General features: G+C 31.7%; 25 protein-coding genes. 20 read left to right on the forward strand and 5 right to left on the reverse strand.

From position 1 onward, the window contains the following. The first annotated feature begins 96 nt into the window (after nucleotides 1-96). Together CUC15_RS09595 and glnA are read left to right on the forward strand one after the other, a co-directional pair. Nucleotides 97-465 (forward strand): MerR family transcriptional regulator, encoded by a 369-nt coding sequence (locus CUC15_RS09595; RefSeq protein ID WP_114918427.1) that lies wholly within the window; start codon nucleotides 97-99, stop codon nucleotides 463-465. A 55-nt stretch (nucleotides 466-520) separates the two neighbouring features. Then, nucleotides 521-1855, forward strand: a complete 1335-nt coding sequence (gene glnA / locus CUC15_RS09600) for a type I glutamate--ammonia ligase (RefSeq protein WP_114916454.1) — start codon at nucleotides 521-523, stop codon at nucleotides 1853-1855. 59 nt (nucleotides 1856-1914) lie between these two features. On the opposite strand, the gene lexA is transcribed toward glnA, so the two are convergent. After that, a complete protein-coding gene (gene lexA / locus CUC15_RS09605) occupies nucleotides 1915-2538 on the reverse strand; it encodes a transcriptional repressor LexA (RefSeq protein WP_114916455.1) in 624 nt (207 codons plus the stop codon). 294 nt (nucleotides 2539-2832) lie between these two features. Here lexA and CUC15_RS09610 point away from each other — a divergent pair, with 294 nt between their 5' ends. From CUC15_RS09610 to CUC15_RS09630, 5 genes are all read left to right on the forward strand, one after another. After that, complete coding sequence (locus tag CUC15_RS09610; RefSeq protein ID WP_114916456.1) at nucleotides 2833-3474, forward strand: YneB family resolvase-like protein; 642 nt, start codon at nucleotides 2833-2835, stop codon at nucleotides 3472-3474. Between the two features lie 92 nt (nucleotides 3475-3566). After that, entirely contained in the window at nucleotides 3567-3800 is a 234-nt protein-coding gene (locus CUC15_RS09615) for a DUF896 domain-containing protein (RefSeq protein WP_114916457.1), read from the forward strand. Between the two features lie 143 nt (nucleotides 3801-3943). Continuing rightward, a complete protein-coding gene (gene sirA / locus CUC15_RS09620; protein WP_114916458.1) occupies nucleotides 3944-4402 on the forward strand; it encodes a sporulation inhibitor of replication protein SirA in 459 nt (152 codons plus the stop codon). A gap of 45 nt (nucleotides 4403-4447) precedes the next feature. After that, nucleotides 4448-4672, forward strand: a complete 225-nt coding sequence (locus CUC15_RS09625; RefSeq protein ID WP_114916459.1) for a YneF family protein — start codon at nucleotides 4448-4450, stop codon at nucleotides 4670-4672. 231 nt (nucleotides 4673-4903) lie between these two features. Next, on the forward strand, nucleotides 4904-5815 hold the full coding sequence (locus tag CUC15_RS09630; RefSeq protein ID WP_114916460.1) for a tyrosine-type recombinase/integrase: 912 nt from the start codon (nucleotides 4904-4906) through the stop codon (nucleotides 5813-5815). 281 nt (nucleotides 5816-6096) lie between these two features. Here CUC15_RS09630 and CUC15_RS09635 read toward each other — a convergent pair whose 3' ends face one another. Beyond that, the gene (locus tag CUC15_RS09635) at nucleotides 6097-6528 is read right to left on the reverse strand and encodes a DnaA N-terminal domain-containing protein (RefSeq protein WP_114916461.1); all 432 of its coding nucleotides are present in this window, start codon (nucleotides 6526-6528) and stop codon (nucleotides 6097-6099) included. Between the two features lie 719 nt (nucleotides 6529-7247). Between CUC15_RS09635 and CUC15_RS09640 the strand changes: the two genes are divergently transcribed. Together CUC15_RS09640 and CUC15_RS09645 are read left to right on the forward strand one after the other, a co-directional pair. Beyond that, the gene (locus CUC15_RS09640) at nucleotides 7248-8321 is read left to right on the forward strand and encodes a DUF4236 domain-containing protein (protein ID WP_114916462.1); all 1074 of its coding nucleotides are present in this window, start codon (nucleotides 7248-7250) and stop codon (nucleotides 8319-8321) included. Then, the gene (locus CUC15_RS09645; RefSeq protein WP_114916463.1) at nucleotides 8322-9431 is read left to right on the forward strand and encodes a thermonuclease family protein; all 1110 of its coding nucleotides are present in this window, start codon (nucleotides 8322-8324) and stop codon (nucleotides 9429-9431) included. Nucleotides 9432-9767: 336 nt separating this feature from the next. On the opposite strand, the gene CUC15_RS09650 is transcribed toward CUC15_RS09645, so the two are convergent. After that, on the reverse strand, nucleotides 9768-10043 hold the full coding sequence (locus CUC15_RS09650) for a hypothetical protein (RefSeq protein WP_114916464.1): 276 nt from the start codon (nucleotides 10041-10043) through the stop codon (nucleotides 9768-9770). 137 nt (nucleotides 10044-10180) lie between these two features. Between CUC15_RS09650 and CUC15_RS09655 the strand changes: the two genes are divergently transcribed. From CUC15_RS09655 to CUC15_RS09670, 4 genes are all read left to right on the forward strand, one after another. Next, nucleotides 10181-10888, forward strand: a complete 708-nt coding sequence (locus tag CUC15_RS09655; RefSeq protein WP_114916465.1) for a hypothetical protein — start codon at nucleotides 10181-10183, stop codon at nucleotides 10886-10888. Between the two features lie 946 nt (nucleotides 10889-11834). After that, on the forward strand, nucleotides 11835-12911 hold the full coding sequence (locus CUC15_RS09660) for a hypothetical protein (RefSeq protein ID WP_114916466.1): 1077 nt from the start codon (nucleotides 11835-11837) through the stop codon (nucleotides 12909-12911). A gap of 112 nt (nucleotides 12912-13023) precedes the next feature. Then, the gene (locus CUC15_RS09665; RefSeq protein ID WP_114916467.1) at nucleotides 13024-13299 is read left to right on the forward strand and encodes a hypothetical protein; all 276 of its coding nucleotides are present in this window, start codon (nucleotides 13024-13026) and stop codon (nucleotides 13297-13299) included. A gap of 106 nt (nucleotides 13300-13405) precedes the next feature. Then, nucleotides 13406-14488, forward strand: coding sequence for a DUF7487 domain-containing protein (locus tag CUC15_RS09670; protein WP_114916468.1), 1083 nt, complete (start codon nucleotides 13406-13408; stop codon nucleotides 14486-14488). 746 nt (nucleotides 14489-15234) lie between these two features. On the opposite strand, the gene CUC15_RS20845 is transcribed toward CUC15_RS09670, so the two are convergent. Further along, nucleotides 15235-15426, reverse strand: a complete 192-nt coding sequence (locus CUC15_RS20845; RefSeq protein WP_114916469.1) for a helix-turn-helix domain-containing protein — start codon at nucleotides 15424-15426, stop codon at nucleotides 15235-15237. A gap of 196 nt (nucleotides 15427-15622) precedes the next feature. On the opposite strand from CUC15_RS20845, the gene CUC15_RS09680 reads away from it, so the two are divergent. From CUC15_RS09680 to CUC15_RS09710, 7 genes are all read left to right on the forward strand, one after another. Beyond that, nucleotides 15623-15964, forward strand: coding sequence for a hypothetical protein (locus CUC15_RS09680; protein ID WP_114916470.1), 342 nt, complete (start codon nucleotides 15623-15625; stop codon nucleotides 15962-15964). A 340-nt stretch (nucleotides 15965-16304) separates the two neighbouring features. After that, nucleotides 16305-17120: a hypothetical protein gene (locus tag CUC15_RS09685; RefSeq protein ID WP_114916471.1), complete on the forward strand. Its 816-nt coding sequence runs from the start codon at nucleotides 16305-16307 to the stop codon at nucleotides 17118-17120. A gap of 729 nt (nucleotides 17121-17849) precedes the next feature. Next, complete coding sequence (locus tag CUC15_RS09690) at nucleotides 17850-18317, forward strand: hypothetical protein (RefSeq protein ID WP_114916472.1); 468 nt, start codon at nucleotides 17850-17852, stop codon at nucleotides 18315-18317. Between the two features lie 101 nt (nucleotides 18318-18418). Further along, a complete protein-coding gene (locus tag CUC15_RS09695) occupies nucleotides 18419-18622 on the forward strand; it encodes a hypothetical protein (RefSeq protein ID WP_114916473.1) in 204 nt (67 codons plus the stop codon). Between the two features lie 442 nt (nucleotides 18623-19064). Continuing rightward, nucleotides 19065-19316 carry a hypothetical protein gene (locus tag CUC15_RS09700; protein ID WP_114916474.1) on the forward strand — a complete coding sequence of 84 codons (252 nt, stop codon included), beginning with the start codon at nucleotides 19065-19067 and terminating at the stop codon, nucleotides 19314-19316. 85 nt (nucleotides 19317-19401) lie between these two features. Then, a complete protein-coding gene (locus CUC15_RS09705) occupies nucleotides 19402-20376 on the forward strand; it encodes a DUF4062 domain-containing protein (RefSeq protein WP_114916475.1) in 975 nt (324 codons plus the stop codon). A gap of 521 nt (nucleotides 20377-20897) precedes the next feature. Then, nucleotides 20898-22235, forward strand: a complete 1338-nt coding sequence (locus tag CUC15_RS09710) for a hypothetical protein (protein ID WP_114916476.1) — start codon at nucleotides 20898-20900, stop codon at nucleotides 22233-22235. Nucleotides 22236-22353: 118 nt separating this feature from the next. Here the strand turns inward: CUC15_RS09710 and CUC15_RS09715 are convergent, their stop codons facing one another. Then, the gene (locus tag CUC15_RS09715) at nucleotides 22354-22551 is read right to left on the reverse strand and encodes a hypothetical protein (protein ID WP_114916477.1); all 198 of its coding nucleotides are present in this window, start codon (nucleotides 22549-22551) and stop codon (nucleotides 22354-22356) included. Between the last annotated feature and the right edge of the window lie 56 nt (nucleotides 22552-22607).

Here is a 22607-nt window from a genome sequence, read left to right on the forward strand (position 1 = left end):
ACCTTACAAAAAATTGACAGCAAACCTCACATGAAATATAATTAACCTATCAATTAGTGTGGGGGTAATGGTTTGAATGATCAAGATCGTCGTTCAATGCCTTTGTTTTCAATAGGCATTGTCATGAAATTGACCGAACTTACTGCTCGTCAAATTAGATATTATGAAGAACATGAATTAATATCTCCAGAACGAACAGCCGGTAATCAACGATTATTTTCATTTAATGATGTTGATAAACTGTTAGAAATAAAAAATCTGTTGGATAATGGACTTAATCTAGCAGGAATCAAAATTATGCTGCAAGAGGAACTTAAGCAAGAAGAGAAAGAGCAGGTAACGAAAACAGATTTAACGGACAAAGAGCTTCGTAATATTTTGCGAGCAGAATTGAACCATCTTGGCATGAATGGTAGAGTCAGTATCAGACAGAGCGAACTGTCAAGGTTTTTCATCAATCGTTAATTATTATTGAAGCTTAAGAGTAAGTATTTTCGATATTATTCAAGGAGGAAAATTAGTGGGACAGTTTACGAAAGAAGCGATTATTAATAAAATTAAAGAAGAAAATGTGCGATTCATTCGACTTCAATTTACAGATATGTTCGGAAGCATTAAAAATGTGGAAATTCCATTAAGTCAATTAGATAAAGCATTATCGAATAAAATGATGTTTGATGGGTCTTCCATTGAAGGGTTTGTACGTATTGAGGAGTCCGACATGTATTTATATCCGGATTTAGATACATTTGTTGTATTCCCTTGGACATCTGAAAAAGGAAAAGTAGCAAGATTTATTTGTGATATTTATAATCCAGATGGAACACCTTTCGCAGGCTGCCCAAGATATAATTTAAAACGTAATTTAAAGAAAATGGAAGAATTAGGATTCGATACCTTTAATATTGGTGCAGAACCAGAGTTTTTCTTATTTAAACTAGACCAAAATGGTGATCCATCACTAGAACTTAATGATCATGGTGGTTATTTCGATCTGGCTCCTACCGATCTTGGAGAAAATTGTCGTCGAGATATTGTATTAGAACTTGAAGAAATGGGATTTGAAATCGAAGCATCCCACCATGAAGTCGCGCCAGGACAGCATGAAATCGACTTTAAATATTCCAATGCAGTAAAACATGCGGATGATATTCAAACATTCAAATTAGTAGTAAAAACGATTGCGAGAAAATATAATCTCCATGCAACCTTTATGCCGAAGCCGTTATTCGGTGTAGCTGGATCTGGGATGCATGTTAACATGTCATTGTTTAAAGACGGTAAAAATGTATTTTTAGATGAAAATGGAGAGAGACAATTAAGTGATGTCGCATATCAATTTATTGCAGGAATTATGAAGCATGCAACTGGCTTCACAGCTGTAACAAACCCGATTGTAAATTCGTATAAGCGATTGGTTCCTGGCTATGAAGCGCCATGTTATGTTGCATGGTCAGGCTCAAATCGTAGCCCATTACTACGAATTCCTAATTCACGTGGATTAAGTACACGTGTTGAAGTACGCAGTGTAGACCCATCTGCAAATCCCTATATGGCACTTGCTGTTTTACTAGCATCTGGCTTAGATGGAGTAGAAAATAATTTAGAAGCACCACATGCTGTAGATCGCAACATTTATGTAATGACGAAAGAAGAACGTGAAGAAAATGGTGTAGAAGATTTACCAAGTACGCTAGCTGATGCACTGCAGTTATTAAAGAAAGACGAGGTCATTGTGAGCTCACTCGGCAACCATTTATTTGAGAATTTTGTTGAAGCGAAAGAGATTGAATGGGAGATGTTTAAAACTCAAGTACATCCTTGGGAAAGAGAACAATATATTACACAATATTAATCCGCATTAAAAAAGCTTCGAGCAAGGGTAAATCCCTTGCTCGAAGTTTTTTGCTATTGTTAATGAATATTTCGGTATAGGCCAATGACTTTGCCAAGTATGCTGACATTATCATAAATAAGTGGTTCCATTGTCGCATTTTCTGGCTGTAGCCGAATATGGTTCTTCTCTTTAAAAAATCGTTTTACAGTTGCTTCGTCATCCTCTGTCATTGCAACAACAATATCCCCGTTATTCGCGGTATTTTGTTGTTTTACAATGACCATATCCCTATCTAGTATTCCTGCCTCTATCATACTTTCTCCATCAATTACTAAGACAAATAGATTATCATCGGGGCTTGAAGTAGAGCTTGGAAGCGGAATGAATTCCTCAATGTTCTCTACTGCAGTAATTGGAATACCAGCGGTAACTTTTCCTATCACTGGTGCATAGCGTGCAACATCTTTCGGTATATTACTATCATCAGCTTGATTTAGAATTTCAATTGCTCTAGGTTTAGTAGGATCTCGTCTTATAAAGCCTTTACTCTCTAATCTCTCAAGATGACCATGAACAGTAGAACTAGATGCAAGTCCAACAGCTACTGCAATTTCCCGAACAGATGGCGGATAGCCTTTGCTGCTAACTTCATTCTTAATGAAATCGAGTATCATTTGTTGCCTATTTGAAAGTTTTGTCATCATTTATACACCTCACACATAGGATTTATTAATAGTAGTTTATCATTTTATATATAAACAAGCAAACATTCGTTCGAAAAAAATGTTGACAGGACCATGTGTTCGTGTGATAATGAATTTAACGAATAGCGAACAGAAGTTCTGTGAAACCAATTAGGGAGGAATTTATATGTTTGAAAAAATTACAAAAACAGATATATTTTATTTAGTTGCTTTTGCATTAACATTAGGATTTTTATATTTTTCGATGGTTATTAGTGGATAAATTTTATATTAGCTAAGGGGATTTACAAGGTGAAGGCTATACTATATTGTCGTGTAAGTACGGATAAGATTACACAAGAAACGTCTCTAGTAAGGCAGAAAGAAGAACTGCTTAATCTAGCTGCGAGACATCAGATTACGGTTGTAGACTGTATAGAAGAAAAACAGAGCGGATATGATATTGAAAGAGAAGGTATATTCCGAATGCTCGATTATTTTTCTGCTAACGAGGCAGATTGTCTATTAATTCAGGATGAAACTAGATTAGGGCGCGGAAATACTAAAATCGCTCTATTCCATCAATTAAACAAATTAAACGTTCGGATATACACAGCTACACATGATGGTGAGTTAGAGCTTTCGGAATCGGATTCTATGGTGCTGCAAATCGTCGGAGTCGTGGAGGAATACCAGCGTAAAATTCACAACATGAAAATAAAACGAGGGATGAAAAAAGCAGTTGCTGCCGGCTATGATCCTAGTAAAAATCTTACGAATCTAGATAAAGCACCAGGCAGGGAACGGATTGAATTTCCAATCGAAGAAGTGGTTCGATTGAAAGAGAATAAACTAACCTTTGCAGAGATTACAAAAGTATTAAATGGACTAGGGTATGATGTATCAAAAGCAACCGTTCATCGAAGGTATCAGGAACACCAATTACTTGAATAATACTAAAGTAAATAGTACTATTAAAAAGGCAAGAACATAGTAAAAGGGTTCTTGTTTTTTATTTGATATTTAAATAAGAAAGGATAGTATTGATGCTTTCACAAGATAAACTAAGCCGGATTAATGAGCTTGCAAGAAAAGCGAAAAATGAAGGACTAAATGATACAGAGAAACAAGAGCAAAAAGATTTAAGAGAAGCATATTTAAAAAATGTACGCAGCTCCTTTAAAAATCAATTAAAAACGATGACGGTTATCGATCCAGCAGGTAATGATGTTACACCTCAAAAAGTTCGAGATATGCAAGAAAGAAATAAAAAGCATTAAATATACGCATAATAAAGATGATTTCAATAGCGAAGTCATCTTTTTTTCTATCCAATCGACAAAACTAGTGTTCGTTTGCGGTATGCTTTGACATGTTTCGAAAATAGAATATGTATAATATAGATTAAAAGGGAGCGATTTTAATGTATGAGTATTCTATTTATCGGATAAGAGAAGAAATTGCTAACCATTATTATCATAAAAGTGATATATTATATCGTTTTCTCAAAGAGTATGAAAGTAATAAGGAGCTATTATATTTGCATGGACAATTCCTATATATTACAAATAAATTTACCCAAAAGATAATAGAGCTTTACTTAAATAAATTTCTTTCGAAAAAGATTTCATATAAAATAGAGCAATCAAAAATAAAAATATTTAATGAAAAAAAGTCAATTACTTTACATATAAATAAAAACTGTATAAACTTTCGATGTGAGTCTCTTCATGATGCGGAAGAATTATTGTTTCCTGTACTTAGAAAATTTGACCCGTTGCTATTTGTCATCGGCAAAAAGCATATCAATTATGGTTGGATTTCGCCAATAACAAGACTAAGTAATGAGCAAGGAAATCTAGTATTGTATTCTTCGCGCTGATTTAATATACTGTATAAGAGACAACACGAAGGAGGAAATACAAAAATGGACGTAATTTGGGTCGTGCTAATTGCTATAGCAGCATTAATTGCTGGTGTTGCTCTTGGATTTTTCTTAGCGAGAAAATACATGATGAACTATATGAAAAAGAATCCACCAATTAATGAGCAAATGCTTCGTACACTTATGATGCAAATGGGTCAAAAGCCATCGCAAAAGAAAATTAATCAGATGATGCGTGCGATGAATAATCAAACTGATAAAAAATAGCTGATACATAAGAGTCTGAAGGGTATTGGTTAAGGTATCGGCTATACGATACACATAGAAATAACTCGTTTGGTTAATCTTTCACCGCACTTTATATAATTTTTGATTAATTTTTCTTAAAACCACTTTTTCTGCAGAAAAATAAAGCAGAAGGAGTGGTTTTTTCGTGTTTTTAGAAGTGTTTTGGTTAATTTTTTTTCAACTTGAGAAAAATCAAGCAGGTGATAGTTTATGCAAATAGAAGATGTGTTAAAGGAATACGAATACCATTGTCTAGCACGAAACTTCACTAATAAAACAATGAAGAACAAAAGGCAAGAATATAAACAGTTATTAGAATATCTTCAAACTAAAAGAGGTATTAGTGAATTAGAAAGTGTAACATCATATGACCTTGATGCCTATATTCGCACAAAACGACAAAAGGGATTAAAAGCACAATCCATTGTATCTATGGCTAAACAGGTTAAGGCATTCTTTAGTTGGTGTGTTAAGGAAGAATACTTAATTGAAAATCCTATGACTAAGGTTACCCTTCCAAAAGTTCCTAAAGTGTTATTAACAGGTTTAACAACTAAAGAAGTAGTAAATATGATGGAATCCTTTAATAATAAGGATTATCTTGAAATACGAAATAAAGCAATTATTGCAATGATGGCAGATTGTGGGTTAAGAGCAATGGAGATAGCAGGGTTGAAAGAAGTAGATGTACGTGATACTGATATTAAGGTATTTGGGAAAGGAAATAAAGAGCGCATGGTTTTTATATCACCCGCATTAAAGAAAATATTAATTAAGTATGAACGGTTAAAAAAACAATATTTTAAAGACAGAATCCAATACAATGATAATTATTTTCTCGCATACCAAGGAAAAGCATTATCTACCGTAGCAGTTTATAATTTAGTCATTGAAGCAAGTAAACGTGTAGGGATAAAAGGGAAAAGAGTTAGCCCTCACATGTTTCGTCATTATTTTGCTGTCCAAAGTATTATGGCAGGGATTGACGTGTATAGTTTATCTCGATTGCTTGGGCATTCAAATGTATCAACGACTCAAATATATTTACAATCACTTCAAGATAGTGAATTAAGTGAGAAGGCAATGTCAAGTAGTCCACTAATGAATCTGAAGAATAGCTGAGATAAGTTATCGATTTAATTGATATTTGTAATATTTCCATATATAATGATTTTGAAGGCGATCAACCATTAGCAAGGTGGTACTTGTTGTGGAACACAAAAATAAAGTGACTTACACAAGCTGGGTGGCAGGGTGATTACTTTATTTTGTCTATTAAAGTAGCTATTAGTGTTATTAAGAGTAAGATGAATGTAGCAAAAAACTCCTCTTAGTTAAGGGGAGTTTTGCTATATCCTTTTAGATAATAAATTACATCTAATGACAATTTGATTTGAATTTTGTTACCATTTCTGTTCTGTAAGAATATTTATTTTATATACCTTTCCTGTGATTTGTTTTACAATATCGGAAATGAGATCTTGATATTGCACCTCTAACCAATCACGTTGGAAATGATTCTTACTAAAAATAATTAGAGAATCACCTAAAAAACCACCTTTGGTTTTTTCGAACCAAGCTTCATAAGTAGGCGATGAGACCTTCGAGGAAATAATATTTAATACTTGATTCCAGATATCACTACTCTGTAATTGCGTTCTATCTAGTTGTGACTCTGAATTAATTTTTTCAAGTAATTTGTCAAATTCTTCTTTTGATAGTGAGGAATACTTAAATAATATTAATGCATCTTTTTGATTACCATCTTTTAGCGCCTTCAAAATGCGTGCTTCATCAATTTCTTTATAAATATCTTCAGAAATATCCTCTTTCATTACGTTCGCCTCTTTCTTTTAATTTTAATATTCTTATATCAAATTGTAAGTCATTTAAAAATCTTTAGCTATACCAACAAAATAATATTTGCAGATAAATGAATAATAATCACTTTGGGTCGGCGACTATAACGACAAATCTACGATGCGAATCACTTTTATCAAGAATAAGTTATAAAGTGGCAATAATGATCTGTGAAAAAAGTGAGGTTCTATTTTTAGGGAGATAGTAGGGTGCTTTGTTATAAATACTCAGCTTAATTTATAGATATAGACGATCATTAGAATTATATTATCGTTCGTAAATGTTTAATCCATTGAATCAAAAGAGAATCTATTTCCGTATAATTCCGATTATCTGAAAGAGTTATTAATAAAACTAAACTATAAAAGTCACTTACATTGTGATTGTTGTTTTTTGTGGGGGAATAGCGAGTAACCTATATGGAGGGGGTGGTTTACAGTTTATAGTGAATTTAACACAAATCGAAACCCTGTAATACTCCTAAAGCCCAAGGTTAGGATGATTGATATAACAAACTTAAAATTTATTCTATGATAATAGTAAGTATCAAGAATAAATTTCCAATTATGTAATTTACAGTAATTATATTAATGATATAATAAATACGGTTCATTAGGACTAGATATATTTACTTATAATAAGAGATGTCGCTTAAATATAATAATCCTTACAGCAAAAAAATAGGAGGATTGCAATGGGATTCAGATTTAGAAAGAGTGTTAAAGTAGCACCGGGAATAAGGTTAAACGTTAGTAAAAAGGGGGTTAGTACAACAATCGGTGGTAAAGGGTTAAGAGTTAATAGTAGCTCTCGTGGTGTTTCCATTGGTGCAAGCATACCTAACACAGGTATTTCGTATAACAAGAACCTAAGCACTAGAAAAAAACGCCCACAGCGGACTAATTATGAACGTATCCAACAGCAACAAGTAAAGGAAGAAAAAATTCTAGAGGCGAAGCAAGAAGTTGCTAAATACGAAGCTCATGTAGAGATGTTAACCAGTGTACATGAAGAGGTTAATGATCCAATTGATTGGCAAGAAATTAGTACATCCTTACCTCCATTTGACAATGGACAGGATGGACCAAATGTAATAGTAGCTAGAGAAAGCGTAGAATCATATAAACCCACATTTAGAGATAGACTGTTTAATAGGATAGAAGCACGTAAGAGTAAATTATTAGAGTTGGTTGAAGAAGCAAAAGCAACTGATAACCAGTTATATAATGAATGGAAAGATAATGTTAAGCAGTCGAACAGAATCCTAAATGGTGAGCGAGAGTCTTGGAACGAGGTTATAAAAGAAGTTAACCCATTTGAAGATATAGAAGAATTGGGTAGTGAGGTACAATTTGTTTTCTCTCCAACTGAGCTAAACGTAACAGTTACCTTGAATGTCCAAAATCAACAAGTAGTGCCAACAAAAGTCTTTTCGTTAACTAAGACGGGTAAACTCTCTCAACGAAATATGGCTAAAGGTAAGTATTTTCAACTATATCAAGACTATGTTTGTAGCTGTGCGTTAAGGATTGCACGTGAGTTTTTCACCATTCTTCCAATTGATACAACCACCATACATGTATATGATGAAGTTCTATCTGACGAAGGTAGCGAACATGGTTGTGTTCTTTCAGTTAAAATTGAAAGGCATGAAATCGAACAAATCAACTTTGAGAACATTGATTGCTCAGATACAATAGAAACCTTTACTCATAATATGAAGTTTTTAAAGACTAAAGGCTTGAAATTTATTGAGGAGGTTAGGTAGATGGCTGGTTGTTTAGGATTCATTTTTATAATATTAGGTATAGTCTTTTTGTTCAACTTTCCAGTTGCCACAATTGGAATAGCGATTATTTTGTATGGTTTCTACGAGTTCGGAGAAAATTCAAAGCTAAAAGCAAAATCTAAAATACCAGCAATAATAATGGTAATAGGGATCTTGCTAGCAATAATTGGTTTTGTTCCAGATGAGAAAAGCACTGCTAATAATCAGGACGATATAAAATCAGAAACAATAGAAAAAGATACAAAGTCAGAAGTACGCGAGAAAGAAAACACTGATGTAGAAGAAAAAGCTAAAGCAGAAGCGGTAGCAAAAGCTGAAGCAGAGGAAAAAGCTAAAGCAGAAGCAGAAGAAAAAGCAGAAGCGGAAGCAGAAGCGGAAGCAAAAGCGGAAGCGGAAGCAAAAGCGGAGTCAAAAGCTAAAGCAGAAGCAGAAAAAGAGAAATATGGTATACCTGCAACAGTTACAAGAGTAATAGACGGTGATACATTAGAGATTTCAATGAATGGTAAAACAGAAGATGTTCGTCTCTTATTGATTGACACTCCAGAAACTGTGCATCCTAGTGAACCTGTACAACCATTTGGACCTGAAGCCTCACAATTTGTTAAGGATACACTAGAAGGAAAGAGTGTTAGTGTTAAAGTTGGTATAGAAGAAAGGGATAAGTATGATAGGCTTTTGGCGTACGTATATATAGATGGTGAGACGATACAGGAAAAACTTCTACGTGAGGGATTAGCTAAAACAGCTTATCTATATAACGACTTAACATTGCTAAATGAGTTTCATACAGCACAACAAAGTGCAGTTGATTCGGGTATAGGTGTATGGTCTATTCCTAATTATGCACATGTTGATGACGATGATGGATTTCATTATCAAGAGGAGGCTGAAGTAGCTTCTGTATCAGAACCAGAACCAGAACCAGTGTCAGAACCAGAGCCAACTACAGGCGGAATAGACACTTCAGAAAGCTATAAGAATTGTACTGAGTTGAGAAAGGTATATCCTAGTGGAGTTGCCTCTACACATCCCGCTTATGAACCGAAACATGATAGAGATAAAGATAATTGGGCGTGCGAAATTTAATAGAAATGTTTGTTTGATAAATGCTAATTCACCTAAGAACATCAATACTGATGTTCTTTTTTTATTTCGATTAGAAATGGAAACAAAAGGTATACCCTCTTAGATCAGAATGAAATGAGTATTTACCTACAGAAAAGTAACCTATTTTGGTCTATATATCAATTTCCTCTAGCGAGTAACAGTTATATAAAACATATTTCATTAAAATAGTAAGCCATAAGTTATTTCTTAAAATTACAATCTAATTAGGGAAACAATGTTTAAAAACTATTTATTTCAGTATTAGTCAACACTTAAATGGAACTTTTTACATATTTTTTAAAATAAAAAGAAGCCTTATAAATCGGCTTCTTTATTTTTTATTGTTTTTGCTAATTTTTTAAAGATTTTAAATAAGAATAAACAAATCATATAAAATAAGGCAACATCTACGATAAAACCTATCCACAAGAACTCAAACCCTCCACTTTCATGTAAGCCGAGCCAATTAGCAGGAACACCATAATAACTAGCCTTTTCTTCTATTATCCTAAATGGACTTGGAATAAAAGAAGCTAGTAGAAATAATATAAAACTAATAATAAAGATATATCTTTTCGTCTTTTTATCCATCTTAAAACCTCTTTTGTAATTATTTATAGGCATTTGTGATTATTTTCGTAATATTTGTAAATATTTTGTAACTTTGTATTTTGAAATATCTAAATACATTGTACAATACATTTAAGAAATAAAAAAGGAGGAAAGATATGAAAAAGAAACTAGCTCTATTGTTGTTCGTTGCTATCCTTGTTTTTAGTACATTTAGTTCCACAGCATTTGCTTCCACTTCAGGGTTATCTACATCTCAACTCAATAAGGTAAAAGCCATTGATGGAGCAAGTGAAAGCATTGAACTAGTAGATTTATCTGAAGTGCCAAAAGGCGCACCTATGATTGAGTTCGAAACGGTAGAAGAATTTGAGAAAGCAATACAAGAGTTGGACAAGGAAAATCAACGAGCTGATTCAGTAGTCTATATGGAAGACACTTTAGGTGACTTCTACGAAATAGGTTCTGATGACGATGAATTGATAGTCCAAGGTACAGGTTCTACAGTAAAAGTGTTTACTGTCCTTACAAAGCCATCTTTCAACTGGATTATGCAACAGGTTCAACCAACTGGGATAACAGTAGATTTAGAATATAGCTATAGTGGTTCAGGTTCTAGCAGAAAATATACTAAAATAAATAAAGTAAGTTCTTGGAGTTTTGGTGTTCCGTCAAGTTGGGTACAAACCTCTAAGACTACTAGCATCAATAACAACGGTAAGAATGTAAAAGTCTCCCTTAACGGATACCATGTGTTAGGACTTGTTGTTGCTAAACAATCAATTGGAGCGAGATTTTCCGATAATTATACTTTCAATTACGGAGTCAACTCAACAGCCAAGTTCGTAAGTGATTTAACACGTTAATCTGATAAAGAAATAGAAACAAATATATCTCATACCCTATTCATACTTAGGATATGAGATATATTTGTTTAAGCATTTGTTATTTGTTTTGCTTCCCTAAAGTTTTCAGCATAAACAGTATCAACCTTAGTAAAGCTCTCATTGAACTTCTTATACATACCGAAGAACAACGTGTATATTTATTGTTTACCACAGAACACCAATGACCGTTTTCAGTCTCCACGATCCTCTAAGACTCATCTTTAAACAGTCTAGAGGTATTTATTTCCTTCACGCACAATCTCCTATAGTAAAATGTTTGGTGCAAATATAAATTCTACACAGTTCACCCGTCACTTTGTTATAGTTTTATGAGCTGTTAAAGTTAAATAAAACCAATATTTCATTTAAATTATTATCATAAATAATTTAGTAGATCTTCTTTTATTTCCAAATTCAATTATTGATAATAAAAATTATTTTTGGTTAAGAGTTTTACCAGTGTTTATATATCGAAACACCTTCTTAAGCCTTGATAGCAAAGATATTATAGGTTGAAAAGTATTAGACAAATAACAATTTTAATTGTAATATTAAATACAACATTAGCCAATCAACTAAATAGCTAAAAAGCTAACAGCTCAAAACATAACATGAAGAAACAACTAAATTATTCTTAATGGGTACGAAAAAGGCTCGCGTATGCCCATTTACCTAAAGAATAATATTCATGTATTTTTAAGTCTGTTGGCTTTTTTGATTGGCAAAAATTTGTATATTTTTATACTTTAATATCAATTCTTATGTATAAATTTATACACGTTTTTGAACATTTATAACAATAATTGTATTAAATACTACAGTTATTAGACAGTAGAAACAAAAGATAGAAACAAAAAAGAGAACATAAACATGAACTTAACATTATGGAGGATGATATCAAAATAGAATTAAAGGAGTAGATTTTATGAAAAAAAGTTTCGTACCAATACCAAATAAAATGTTTGCATTTGAAACTAATTACTTTGTACCAAACGAAGAGTTAGTTGTTTATTATCACTTAGGAAATCTTAATTTAGCAAAAAACTATTCACTCACTATTACTAATATTGATCTACTTAACTCAATTATACAATTTGACAAAAGTAACCTATCCAGAGGTAAAAGTAAGGTCAGAGATGCATTGGTTAAGTTACATGATAAAGGATATATTAACTTGTCGTTCAGTGATAGTAAGCTAAGAAATAATACAACATTAGAAGTGACTCTTCCAATGACTGACCATCCAGAAGTTTTTAAAAACCCAGTTACAAGTGGAAATTGGAATTATCAAGGATTTACTGAAGTAACTGAAGGAATGTACACTAAGTCAAACACTATTGAACAGTTCAAGGTATTAATTTATGTGAAATGGCGTTCTTTCAGTAATAGTAAAAAAAAGCAATCTTACGCCATTTCTTATCGAGAATGGGAATCAGTTCTAAAAGTCAGTCATCAGACAGCGGTTAAAATTATAGAACAATGTTGTGAGGACGGATTGATAAAGAAGGAAAGAGGAGAATATTATACCAATTGTGATGGGGAAATTAGACAAGAGACCAATAAATATCAGATAAGTAGCAATGAAGCGGATGAAACTACTAATGTTACTAAGGAATTGAATACCTTAATTAGTATTGATGAACATATAGAAAAATCTAATGAAAAAAGAAATCATAACTGGTTTAGATTAAATTCATATATCGATGAGGATGACATGTATATTTTCTTTAATACAAAATGCAATATTCTGAAAGAATATGCAACTAAAAGAATCGATGGTATCAGTTCCAAATCTAATGGTAAGAAGGTGATTGAGAAACTTAAAGCTAAGGCAAAAGCAAGAATACAACTAGAAGAAAGGGATAAAAGACTTCAACAAGAAAGAGATGAAAGAATTAAACAAGATTTACTTGATAATCTCGAAAGAGAAAAAAGGTATAGACCAGCCTATTTGCCAACAACAGATGATGATGATATGAGTGAATTGTTGGGGGATTGGTAAGAAGAGGAAAAGGAATGGTTTCATTATTTATAGTGTTTTAAAATGTGTAAGGACAATTCAATCTATTTAATATATAATGATTATAATTATCAAAGGATAAGGAGGTATACGTATGGCAATCCATCAAGAACCAATTGATTTTATCGATATACCAGCTCCACAGCACAGCCCAAATGCTTATTATAGGGTAGTGTATGGTGATGTTGACTGGAGCGAAGATAATAACTTTAGGAGAGCAATCTATGTTTTAATGGGATACGAAAATGGTATTAATTATAGAAGGGTTGCACATGTTCTGACAACACCCAATGAACCAAATGGATTAAGCGACTTAGATTTAGTTCAAACTGCAATACAAAAATTAAAAGAAAGAAATAATGTTAGATAGAGGGTATGGCTCATAGAGTCATACTCTCTATTAGATTATAGGTCTAGTATTTATTTCAGTATTTGTAACATAACTTTTTAACAATAATAAAGGAGCAAAGAAGAAAATGTTAGTTATTCCACAATTCGTTAAGATGAAATGGCATCAAAGGTATAGACAGTATTACGAAAGTAAGGGGTATTTGTTCACTTTTTATAGAGATGAATTTGTTGTTAGCGTTGAGCATTTACCAATAAGCAGTAATAAATATGTAAAAGTATTATGTGATTACTGCTTAAATAAAGGGTTAACCACCATTAAAGAAGAACCATATCAAACGTATATAAGAAACAAAAAAGGAATAATAAAAAAGGATTGTTGTAATGATTGTAAACCACTTAAAGTTAAGGAAAGTAACCTATTAGTTTATGGTAAAGAAAGTACAAATCAAGTAGATCAGATTAGGGAAAAGCAAAAGAAAACCAATTTAATAAGATATGGTGGTGAGAATGTAATGGCTAGTAGTAAAATTCGTCAGAAGGTAAAACACACCAATCTTCAACGTTATGGCACAAAAGCTCCAGCACAAAATGAGAAAGTTAAAAATAAAATGGCTCAGACGAATCTAATAAAATATGGTAGTATTAGCCCAAGTTCTAATCAGGAAGTCAGGGAAAAGCAAAAAGCTAGTATGAAATTAAAGTACGGTGTGGAATATGGAATGCAAAATAAAGATATCCATGAAAAGGCAAGAAGAACCTTGTATTTAAATGGTAAAGCTCCAACAAGTAAGCAACAAAAATATATTAGAGATATTGTTGGAGGGTTATTGAATTACCCATTCAAAAATTATTCATTAGACATTGCAAAGCCTGAAGAAAAAATATATATTGAATGCGATTTTGGTGGACATTGGCTTCAGATTAAATTAGGAAATAAATCATTAGAAGTATTTGAAGCAGATGAACGGAAGAGGTTCTACTGTCTTTATAGAGCTGGATGGAAAATAGTACGATTTATATCTAGAAAAGACAAAGTACCTACCAAAGACAAAGTGATAGAGATGATGGAGTATGCAAATGAATATCTAAAAAATGAACACAGTTGGATACATTTTGATTTGGACAAAGGTTTAGTTATTAATAGTAAGGGTGAGTTCAGTTATGAGATAGGAAGAGTATATTACCCTTATCAGCTTAATCTGAAATGATAGTATATATTTACTAATTTATTGCTGAAAAATATCATTATGTATAAAAATGAGACCACCAATGAAGGTGGTTTATACAGGTTTTTTTACTAACTTTTGATTTACCTGAAATTAATTGTTAAATTATGACCATTTGTTTCCGACTTTTTCCGTATAATTCGACTTATACGGAAAAATAGGTTCTATCTAATTAGAGGTAACCAAAACTAAGTGTTTGATTTTATAGGGGGATAGTTTACAGGAATTAGTTGCTTTTCATTGATATATATATTGATTATACATCCGCTCCGACAATATATGATTATTGCAGATGAATTGAGCCACTTATGCGTAGGTTTGAGCCACCATTTGCGAAGCCGAGAGCCACTAATATTCCCCCTTAAAAGTAAAATATGAGAATAACTTTTTCACAGTTATAGTACCGATAAGGGCTATTTTGTTAACAGAATATTTATATGAATGAAAATTAAAAAATGCCCTCCCTATAAAAAGAGAGGGCGGTTAATATGTTAAAAAGATGCCATTATGCTATCAACTCCCCTATCACTTAATCCAAGTTTATAGAGATAATCGTGGAATGAACTCCTAGTAATAGCATATTTATAATAACTGAATATCCTTTCATCTGTGTCAGTTTCTAATTCTTTAGCATTAATGGCTCTATGAATTATAGAAGTGCTGTATCCTTTTCTGCTAGTCGTTTTGCGGTACTCGTTGTAAAGCCCATATTCAGCCTGTTGAGGACTCTACTCACCTGTTCTACTGTGTACGTCATTTCTTACTCTCTCCTTTACGTATGTATTGCAATACTTCTTCATATCAAAGCGGATAATCCTGCCTATGCTATAGCTAGGGATTTTACCGGTTTTAGCCCACCTATAGATTTTGAACTCCGATACATTAAATAATTCTGCTACTTGTTTGACGCTCAACATCATAGAGCAAGTCCCTCCTTTATACCTATCTACACAGATATAACAAGTGTTTCAACAGCTACATTATACAGAGAGTTAAAAAAGAGGAAAGGTAAATTGGAAAGTGAAAAGATGTAATAAAGCCGATAGTATTACTTTATTTTACCAATTGGATTGGACTATAATGAAGAATGTGTTTATTAGAAAAGGGGGAAGTTGAATGTCAGCATCTAGTCAGGGATTTAAAAATCATGTTATTACTATTTACGGCAATACCGTAAGAATTGAAGAACTTTATAATACGCATCAAGTAGGGAAAGAACTATTTGAAATTGGTGACCACTCGATTTTTTTAGTGGAGAGTGGTGCAGAAGTCGTTATCGTAGACATAGAGTTCATGGGTAATGGAGTTTATCAAGAACATGCTGTAGAAAGATTTGAAGTTGGAGATGCTTATGAAACGTCTGTAAAAATCGGACAAGCAGTAGCAAAGTATTTCGATGCTTTAACTACTGAAAGAAAAGAAACTGAACAACAATACAGAAAACAATACGGTGAATAATAAATCGACGCAAGGTTAACGCTTTGCGTCGTTTCTTTATTTAAAACTTAAGTATGAGATACTAGGGGATACTTTCAACCAATATTATTAATTAGTGATTTGGGAAATGTACTAGCTGTATCACTCCTGCAATCTGTATTAATATAGGATTGAATACAACAAACAATATGTATATATTGGAATTAAGGTATCGGTCGAAGTTCGAAAAGTGACCGTTATACATGAACGTGAACGAATAACGATATAACCAGTAGCTCAGCCGGATAGAGCAAAAGCAGGGATATCGGTGAGCATAGTCGAATAGTGTTAGATAGTATATTGCTTAAAAGGGGAAGTTATTATGTATAACACAACATATATTAATTTGTATTGGGTTAATATTAACGAAGAACTTTTGGAAGATTATAGAGAGTATGTTTCTTCATATGAAATAAACACACCTTTAGAATTAAGTAAATTAAACGATAAAATAAAAATGTTGGTTGCATGGGTGGTCAATGACGGTTATAGGGCAAATGTATCGGGTTATGACGATATTAATTATTTGGATATTTATATTATAAATAGAGATAATATTATGAATGTAATGGAACTAATTGGCTTACGCTTAGAAGAACAATTTAAAGCCAAAAAGATACCTTTTGATTACAATATGACTGTGCAAGATGAAGTAAACGAAGGCTTTGGTGAGTTAGAATACTATTATTTGGAATATATTGATGAAGAAGATTTTAAAAAATTGGTGAAGGAATTAGAAGAGCAGGGAATAAAGGTAGAATACAAATCTCAACATATATCTTATTTTGAAAAAGGAGCAAGTGATTGGGGAGAGTCTTTTTTAATCGGACTTGGGGTGAATTTAACATATGATTTAATTAAGTCTTCTATTAGAAAACCAAGAAAAGTAAATAAGGCTAAGTTTGATAAAGAAAATTTAAAAAGAAATGTAGGCTATAATTTAGATATTGCTCCTGCTTCTTTAAAAATGATAAAAATAGAACCTTCACAGGATGACACTATGATGAATGTAGTATTTGAGGATAGAAATAATTATTACTCTGTTTCTTGTGATCGTTTTGAATGTGACCTTCAAAAAAGCCCTAACTGCCATATTATAACTACTAGTAAATCTAGCATTGATACTCCAGTTTTTTAAATGAACATAACCAACAAACACTGATTATTGTGGGTGAATGATTTCTATTTCAACATTATTCCATGATAGAGTAGTAATTAAATATTCTACTTGGGGTGGTTATATGGAGGAAAATAAGAAAGTAGTAAAAAATTAACCATAGGATTGAAAAAGTTGAACATTTATTAACTTGTATGCTATATTTTTCTAAACAGAAAAAGTGGTCGGAAAGATGGCTTGAACCCTTTATACATCAATGTTTTGATGCAAATGGGGCAGAAGCCATGGCAAAAATAAATATATCAAAGAGAAACACAATAAGCTAATTTTAAACTTTTAATAATAGGGTGATTCATTAATACACCCTATTTTGTTGTTATATATTTTTGTGATAGAAATTGGTGCAGAACAGCTACCATGGACTGGAGCAATGGAAATTCTACTGTTACAAGTGGTGGACTTAATGCCACGTCAAGGAAAAGTATGAATCATGTTTGAATAATAAAGGTTGGTACTACAAAGTTATCAAATAGCAAGATTTAAGCCCCTAACCAATTACGGTTAACATCCGACTAAGAGCTGTACATATGTACAGCTCTTTTTGTTTTAGTAAATTTTATAAAACGCCATTTAGATGGTTATGTACTTAGAGTGAACAGAAGACTTTGTTAAAAAAATCAGTGTAGGCAGGAATAAAGTCCTTTATGTCGAATAGAGTAGGTAAATAAACTTGTAAAAGGAGATGGGATATTGAATAGAAATGAAGCCTTTATAGCTAGTTTAAAAGAGTGGAGTAATTCGATAAGTAATGGTGAACAAGAATTAAAGGGATTAACTTTTCATTTAGGCTACTCAATTGGGGTAAAAGGGTTGGAAGCTAGCATAGACAAATTAGAAGAAAGAATAAATTATTTAGTATCAAACGGTATTATCAAAAAGAAATTTCTTATTGATGGTCTTATTAGAGAAGTAGATAATTATCTTAATCGGAAAATATATTTTTTAGGTGAAAGCATTGTAAATAATGAATATTTACAGGAAAGTTACCTTAATGATTTTGATATTGTCCCTGAACATGCTCAAAGAAAATCAAAAGAGGACATTAAAATAAGTATCATTGAATCTGAACAACAAATTGATCAATGGAATAGAATAAAGAGTACATACTTTACTAGATTGAATGAAAGAGAATGGCAAGATGAGAATATTAGAAAATAAGATTATTGAATTGACATCTCATATGAGATGTCTTTTTATTATGTGGTACTTTTCCCCTATGGCTGTACATATGCTTTATTAAACAACTATGGGGGTATTTCATGGGAATTGTATTTGGTGTTATCGGATTAATAATTGCTGTAATGTCAATTTATTTTCTCATTAAAGAAGCACGATCATTTATTACCTATTTCAGAAGTAAAAGTAAAAAAGATTATGATTTAGTAGTATTATACGGTGTAAGATCAATATTCTTTGGGGCAATAGCATTTTTCTTTATATATTTTGGATTAAACAGCCTTTAGTGGCTGTTTTATTATGGATAAATTTTAAAGGAGTAGATGAATATTCTAATTACATTTCAAATTGTACTAATTCTAATGATGTTATTTTGTGTTTTGGGCGCAATAGGTGCTACAAGTAATGAACATAGACTACAAATGACATCAATAACCATTGCTACAATTATTACTATGACAGTTACAGTTGTATTATAGGGAGGGAAAATGAATGGGAGTTACATATAGAGATCCTTCATCGAGTTAGGAAAAGAAAAGTTAAAAGAGTTAAAGGATAAGGTTCAAGAATTAGAGAATGATATACCTAACCTCGTACAAAAGTATCTTAATAGAGACGAAATATGGTGGCATAATAATGAAGATTTTATAAGTAAGTTATAGATTTTCACAATATGGGATACTTAAAAGAATAGAAAAGCAAATACAATACATGTATGGGGAATTAGCAATGATACTTTCAGAATATGGATATGTAAAAGTAAATACAAATAATAATGATTATTTATATGGTATTGAATCATGGTTATCTGATGGAAAGCCTGCATATCCGTATAGTATTGAATATCCCAAACCAATTCATGAAGTTGATAAAAAATATATAGAAGCAATTGATAAGGCACAGGAATTAAATAAAGAGTTAAAAAAATTAGAAGAAGAAAAAGCGAAGAGTAATGTGGGAGAATTATGGGATTCATTATAAATACTAGGTCTTGAAGGTAATATAAGTAAATTTACCATAATCCTATGTTAGAATATTAGTAATAGTTCTAGCAGGGGTGAATAAATTGGAGAAAAAATTACAGGTATTTGTGTCATCGACGTTTACTGATCTACAAGAAGAAAGACAATCAGCAGTTTCATCAATATTGAATGCTGGTCATATTCCTGCTGGTATGGAATTATTCAAAGCTGGGGATGAGTCTCAGAAAGAGACAATTAAGCGATGGATAGAAGAATCGGACGTTTATATGCTTATCTTGGGTGGAAGATATGGAACTATTGATGAAGAGTCAGGTAAAAGTTACACCCACTGGGAATACGATTATGCTGGAGAATTGGGTAAGCCAAGGTTTGCTATAGTAATAGACGAAGATGCATTAGAAGAAAAGTCTAAGGTTATGGGTTCACATGTAATGGAGAGAGAAAATTATAAACAATATAAAGAATTTAGAGAAGAAGTTTTAGGTAAAATATCTAAGTTCTATTCAGATATAAAGGATATTAAATTAACTGTATTAGAATCTTTAAAGGAGTATGAACGAAATGATAGCTTAACTGGTTGGATATCTGGTAAAGATATTGGAAATTATGAAGAAATATTAAAAGAAAATCATGGTTTATTAAAAGAAAACAATAAACTTAAGCGTGAAAAAGAAAAGTTAGCAGAGAAACTTAATAAAGAAAATGAGATAGATGGTTTTTCTTATAAGGAAATTAAGGAGTATTTGAATAAGACTGAAATTCAAATACCAGAAGGATTCATTAAAAATCAAGCTGATTTTAATATTTCTTTAGCAAAAATATTTTTGAATAATAAGGATGATTTTGCGGTTGGAGTAGAAAACAGAGCTGATATGAGTACCAGTGAAGAAATACTCTTTTATTTAGTTGCACCTAAGTTAATGTTCTTCAGTTTAGTGGAAAAAATAAAGCTTACTTCAGTGAGATATGAGAGAATACAATTATCGAAGTATGGAAATAAGTTCATAGCAATGTATGAAATGGAAAAATTAATAGAAGATAATAAAGTAGAATCATAGAAAAATGTAAAAAACTAATATATCTGATTAATAACAGACCTACTATATGTGGTGTTTTTATTTTGGTATAACAATATATATTTTGTTTAGTTCGTTAACTTGTCAAGGTGTGGCAAATGAATATAGAAAAATTGCCACACAATTATTAGCTACTAAAGATCTTGAAAACAAGAGAATGCTGACAAATTAGGAGTAAGTCGGATCATAAAGATGAGTGGATGAAAGTAATATGATTGCATTCTTTTTATAGGATCGGAATTTTTCCATTAATTCCTTTGGATAAGAAATGACTTTTATGACAAAAAATACTCTGTGAATCTACAAGGACATTGGAATGTAAAGTTTAAATAGTCTAGATCAACAACAGTCGTACGAAAATGAAATTGTTGAATAACAATACTTGTACTAAGGAAAACAGATAAAGTTCTTATAGGTAAATATCCGCGTCCTGTTAAACAGGATTTTAATATGTTTTATCGAATATATACTTAATAAGAACGATTTTTATAGGAGGTCCAATTTTGTCTCTAATACATATCGCGGATAAATTTATAAGCCACTTAAATTCTTTAGAAAGGATGCTAGACTATACCGAAATAATAAAAGAACAATATGAAAAAGATTTAGAAAAAGAGGGAGATAGCATCTTTGATTTAATGAAATTAGTCATTGATGTTAAAAAAGCAGAAGTTAAAGCAGATGACTTAGAATCAGAAGGTTTAGATTCGGAAGAATACATGGAAAACAGGAATTTATTAGAAGAACTAAGTGACAATGAAAATATTAAATTTGTATATAATAATATTAGTGTTGAAATAAATAAAGATGGTGAGACTGAGATAGCCATTTCGAATAGCTATTTGAATAAATTTTTCGAAGAGCAATTCGAGTCAGATACGAACTATCAAACTGATTTGAACCAACTAAACAATTCAATTATTATCTCCCTAGTGACTTCATTCGAATTACTGATCTCTGATTTATTTAAAGACTTCATACAAAATGTCGACCAGTCTAGTTTTCTTGAAAGAAAATCTATAAATTATAGCGATTTATTAAGAATTGGAAATATAGAGGAAGCTAGGCAATTCCTTCTGGATCAATTTATAGAGGAACTACTAAGAGGTTCTTTCATGAATTGGATAGAGGAAATCGAAAAAAGAATGAAAATTAAAGTTACTAACCATGAGGTTCTAAAACAGAATGATGACATTGATTATATAAATGAGACTTTCCAAAGAAGACATTTATTGATTCATAATAATGGTGAAGTGAACGATCTATATCTAACTAAGACTCAACATTTTACAGTTGGTGGTTTACGAAAAGGTCAAAAGCTAGATAATTCAAATGAATATATTGAAGAGAAAATAAAGTTATTTAAGAAAGTCGGTATTATATTAGTTTACTTATACAGTAGTAAAGTGTATAAGAACAATATGGATCAATTTTTTAATGATTTTAATGGTTTGCTATTATCTTTATCTAAAACTGGTTGCCATGGAGCTAGATATATTTATAGAACAATATACGACGATCAAAGGTTTGACCATAGTTCTCAGTTAATTAGTAGAGTAAATTATTATTTATCCCACAAGTTAAATGGCGAATTTGAAGAAGTAAGAGAAGAAGTTGAAAAATTCCAAGTCAATACTTTAAGTATTGAATATAGAATGGCAAAACATATTTTACTTGATGAAATTGAAGAGGCAGTAGATAGTTTGATATCATATTCTAATACGATATCTGATAACGAATTTTTACATGTTATCGATTGGCCATTAATAAAAGTAATTAAGGATAATGAAAAGGTAAAAAGTTTTATAAAAAGTAAATTAAAAACAATATTATCATCTTAAGGAGGACGATAGTGTCGAAGAATATATCAATAATTAATCAGAATAATATTAATCAAAGTGATTCAAAAAATTATGCTAAGAATATTTAGGTAAAATAAAGTAGCCTTCGAAATGAAGGCTACTTTATTTTATAAACAACAACCTCACCAGACAATTCGGCACTAATTCTGTCACATTCCTCCTTGCTCGGTGTATCAAGATAAGCTTTATACCAGCATCCTTTCTTCGACCACTCGGATTCACCATATTCTTCGTAATCTATCCAATCCTTCCAGTCTCCAATACCCGTTAAATGATTATCAAATCTTCTAGACATAATAAAATCCCCTCCTAACCATACAATCGAATGAAGTAGGCAAAAAGGGGTGTGAA

This window comes from Oceanobacillus zhaokaii (genome assembly GCF_003352005.1).
GTDB classification, from domain to species: Bacteria; Bacillota; Bacilli; order Bacillales; family Amphibacillaceae; genus Oceanobacillus; species Oceanobacillus zhaokaii.

Bases quoted from the DNA above. Each gene is read 5' to 3' on its own strand.
- CUC15_RS09595 (WP_114918427.1), top strand. From the start codon at position 97: ATGCCTTTGTTTTCAATAGGCATTGTCATGAAATTGACCGAACTTACT.
- lexA (WP_114916455.1), bottom strand. From the start codon at position 2,538: ATGACAAAACTTTCAAATAGGCAACAAATGATACTCGATTTCATTAAG.
- CUC15_RS09615 (WP_114916457.1), top strand. From the start codon at position 3,567: ATGCTTTCACAAGATAAACTAAGCCGGATTAATGAGCTTGCAAGAAAA.
- sirA (WP_114916458.1), top strand. From the start codon at position 3,944: ATGTATGAGTATTCTATTTATCGGATAAGAGAAGAAATTGCTAACCAT.
- CUC15_RS09625 (WP_114916459.1), top strand. From the start codon at position 4,448: ATGGACGTAATTTGGGTCGTGCTAATTGCTATAGCAGCATTAATTGCT.
- CUC15_RS09630 (WP_114916460.1), top strand. From the start codon at position 4,904: ATGCAAATAGAAGATGTGTTAAAGGAATACGAATACCATTGTCTAGCA.
- CUC15_RS09635 (WP_114916461.1), bottom strand. From the start codon at position 6,528: ATGAAAGAGGATATTTCTGAAGATATTTATAAAGAAATTGATGAAGCA.
- CUC15_RS09640 (WP_114916462.1), top strand. From the start codon at position 7,248: ATGGGATTCAGATTTAGAAAGAGTGTTAAAGTAGCACCGGGAATAAGG.
- CUC15_RS09645 (WP_114916463.1), top strand. From the start codon at position 8,322: ATGGCTGGTTGTTTAGGATTCATTTTTATAATATTAGGTATAGTCTTT.
- CUC15_RS09650 (WP_114916464.1), bottom strand. From the start codon at position 10,043: ATGGATAAAAAGACGAAAAGATATATCTTTATTATTAGTTTTATATTA.
- CUC15_RS09655 (WP_114916465.1), top strand. From the start codon at position 10,181: ATGAAAAAGAAACTAGCTCTATTGTTGTTCGTTGCTATCCTTGTTTTT.
- CUC15_RS09660 (WP_114916466.1), top strand. From the start codon at position 11,835: ATGAAAAAAAGTTTCGTACCAATACCAAATAAAATGTTTGCATTTGAA.
- CUC15_RS09665 (WP_114916467.1), top strand. From the start codon at position 13,024: ATGGCAATCCATCAAGAACCAATTGATTTTATCGATATACCAGCTCCA.
- CUC15_RS09670 (WP_114916468.1), top strand. From the start codon at position 13,406: ATGTTAGTTATTCCACAATTCGTTAAGATGAAATGGCATCAAAGGTAT.
- CUC15_RS20845 (WP_114916469.1), bottom strand. From the start codon at position 15,426: ATGATGTTGAGCGTCAAACAAGTAGCAGAATTATTTAATGTATCGGAG.
- CUC15_RS09680 (WP_114916470.1), top strand. From the start codon at position 15,623: ATGTCAGCATCTAGTCAGGGATTTAAAAATCATGTTATTACTATTTAC.
- CUC15_RS09685 (WP_114916471.1), top strand. From the start codon at position 16,305: ATGTATAACACAACATATATTAATTTGTATTGGGTTAATATTAACGAA.
- CUC15_RS09695 (WP_114916473.1), top strand. From the start codon at position 18,419: ATGGGAATTGTATTTGGTGTTATCGGATTAATAATTGCTGTAATGTCA.
- CUC15_RS09700 (WP_114916474.1), top strand. From the start codon at position 19,065: ATGATACTTTCAGAATATGGATATGTAAAAGTAAATACAAATAATAAT.
- CUC15_RS09715 (WP_114916477.1), bottom strand. From the start codon at position 22,551: ATGTCTAGAAGATTTGATAATCATTTAACGGGTATTGGAGACTGGAAG.